We start from the raw sequence: 2308 nt of genomic DNA, 5'->3' as shown, positions 1-2308 counted from the left end.
CGGCGGAACTCGGCGGGGTATGGGGGACGGCTCTTGGGCATCGGATAAACACCTCACGCGAAAGCGTTGTCGGTGTCCACCAAACCGGGGCAATCCCAGGCGTCTGGCGGGTTGGTCATGGGCAGTAGGTAGGGCGCGTGGAGCCTCCTCCAAGCACTCGTCCGCTCGCCTTAGACCTCAGCCTCTACCCCTCGCCGCAAAGCTGGCAGAGCGGCGAGCCCCGATCCAATCGCTACGCCTATGCCGCCACCTGCTGCCTTGACCAAGAAGTCCGCCATGCGACCGTGGCGCGTCGCCTCCAGCAACTGGAACGCTTCGAGCCCGGCAGCAGCGATGATGACGAGAGCCAGCACCCGCACCGGGCGCTTCGAGTAGCCAAAGGCGAACAGGAAGCCGAGCACAGCGAAGGCACCGAGGCGCTCCAGACTGACAGGTGCGCCGGAGACAGGTCGCAGGCCGATTGGCACGACTGTGACGAAGACGAGGGTGGCCAAAGCGAGCCAGCCGAGAAGGCGTGCGATACGATGCATGCGGGCGATTTACGGGGGAAGCGCGGCCATACGAAGGCGGCAAACAAGCTCGGGGCCGAGAGGTGTCGAATAGGTCGCGCTACAGGGCTGCTAGGATGCTTCAGCCGCCATGAGGCCGACCCTTTGCGAAGGCAGCTCGTCCAATGGCACGGCGTTTTGCCAGCTTCGCCATGGCAGCCTCAATGGCCTCAACGTCCATCGTCTCAGGGTCGAAGGGGCCACCATACCAAGCCAGCATGGCCTTCTTCTCGGGATGCCGAGGCTTGGTCATCGCCTCAACGAACTCCTCGAACCCCCAGGTACCTCCAACGTCCTCGGGAGGTGCCCGCCGCTCGCCACCAACGAGGCGCGGATAGGGCATTGTTGGGTCCGCCTGAGTGATCTCCTTGACCTTCGACGTGTGCTGCCAGTTATCCCCGAAGTCGTAGGTGTAGACGAACTCACTGAAGCCCTTCTCGATGAGCGCTCCGAGTTTTGTTAGCTTCGCGTGACGGGTCTCAGGTCCATCGAACTGAGGGACCGGGATCGGGTACCGCTGTTCACCCACGCGGAAGTCGAACAGGTGGTAGTCCTCGAACGGCATCGCCGCCTGGATGACCTCATGGAGGCCCTTGAGGCTCGTCGTGAGCGGCACCTCGACAGTGCGCCAGATGGGCGGCTTGGTGTCGTTGAGGGTGATGCGCAGGCGCGCGATGCGGTCCACGTAGCTCATGCCCAGAGCTAACCAGGGGAGGGCGTAGGGACACAAGGCCCCTTAGGGATGCGTCAAAGGCCGGTAACCCTAGTTCGCGAAATCCATCCACCCTGCAACTGCCGCAACGGTTTCTTCTCGCAAGACGTTCATTCTGCCCTTCCCGGGGCTACCCAATGGCACTGCCGGGGTAGACGTCATGTTGGCGAGCGAAGTCCCGGCCATGAAGGCGAACCACTCTAAGCCGCCCTCGGGCTGGCTTGCGTTGCGGACCAAGCTTGCTGCGGCTGTGGATGCCTTGCAGCGGCTGCCCGTCCCTCTGTTCCTGGCGCTCAGCCTTGCTGCTACACTGGCATGGGTAGTCTTTCTCTGCTGGGCTGCATTCAACATTATGCTGCTGCTGATGGGCTAAGTTTTTGCGGTGCAGAGCTAATACCGCAGAGCACAAATGTGCCTATTATTGGAACTTGTGCTTGTGGGATACGTAGGTAGTCTGGACGGCCCTACCTTTGGTGACGCCATGTTGTACCTTTGTTTCGCCCTTCTCGGAGCCGCTGCCAGCCGAACTTTCACGGTGCGGGGCCTGCTGATCCTCGTCTCGGTCTTGGCTGTCGCCATTGGGCTGGAGGGCGCGCTCAGCCATCGGCCATTGCCGTCCGTTCTTCTCAGCGCTGTGCTGATGCTGGTGGCCGTTGAGGTGTCCTACCTCACCACGGCCTTGCTCTGGGACGAGAAGGCGCGGTCGCTTTCGTACTGGAAGGTTTGAAAGGGGCAGGCTGGCTCAATCATTCTTCCCTCCCTTGACCGAACCCATCGGCTTATGGCGTGTTCCTCATCCGTTCTCCTTGCGGATCGAAGGGGCATCATTGCGTGGCACCGACAGACGACACACGGCCACTCACTCCCTGTCCCATCGAGGCCATCGCTCAAGCCTACCTTGTGACCACCGAAGGCAACGAGGGCCAAGCGCTTCGCATCGCCATCACGGACGCCCTAGGTCGTGAACCCATAACGGGTGGCACGGTTTGGTCGGTGCGTCGTTGGTTTTCCATATGGAGGACCGAGGATGGCGCGGTTTGACCTGACG

General features: G+C 61.8%; 4 protein-coding genes. 2 read left to right on the top strand and 2 right to left on the bottom strand.

What is annotated here, in order from left to right; genetic code table 11:
• Window positions 1-170: 170 nt before the first annotated feature.
• Window positions 171-530 (bottom strand): hypothetical protein, encoded by a 360-nt coding sequence (locus tag ASF41_RS20490; RefSeq protein WP_056496535.1) that lies wholly within the window; start codon window positions 528-530, stop codon window positions 171-173.
• A gap of 100 nt (window positions 531-630) precedes the next feature.
• A complete protein-coding gene (locus ASF41_RS20485; RefSeq protein ID WP_056496533.1) occupies window positions 631-1242 on the bottom strand; it encodes a plasmid pRiA4b ORF-3 family protein in 612 nt (203 codons plus the stop codon).
• A gap of 202 nt (window positions 1243-1444) precedes the next feature.
• On the opposite strand from ASF41_RS20485, the gene ASF41_RS20480 reads away from it, so the two are divergent.
• Together ASF41_RS20480 and ASF41_RS20475 are read left to right on the top strand one after the other, a co-directional pair.
• Entirely contained in the window at window positions 1445-1633 is a 189-nt protein-coding gene (locus ASF41_RS20480; RefSeq protein WP_056273390.1) for a hypothetical protein, read from the top strand.
• Window positions 1634-1741: 108 nt separating this feature from the next.
• Complete coding sequence (locus tag ASF41_RS20475) at window positions 1742-1987, top strand: hypothetical protein (RefSeq protein WP_056496531.1); 246 nt, start codon at window positions 1742-1744, stop codon at window positions 1985-1987.
• Window positions 1988-2308 lie beyond the last annotated feature (321 nt).

Source organism: Methylobacterium sp. Leaf111 (assembly GCF_001423285.1).
In the GTDB taxonomy this organism is placed as follows: domain Bacteria; phylum Pseudomonadota; class Alphaproteobacteria; order Rhizobiales; family Beijerinckiaceae; genus Methylobacterium.
Note: the sequence above shows the minus strand (reverse complement) of the source record. Positions and strands in the feature narration are given on the sequence as shown.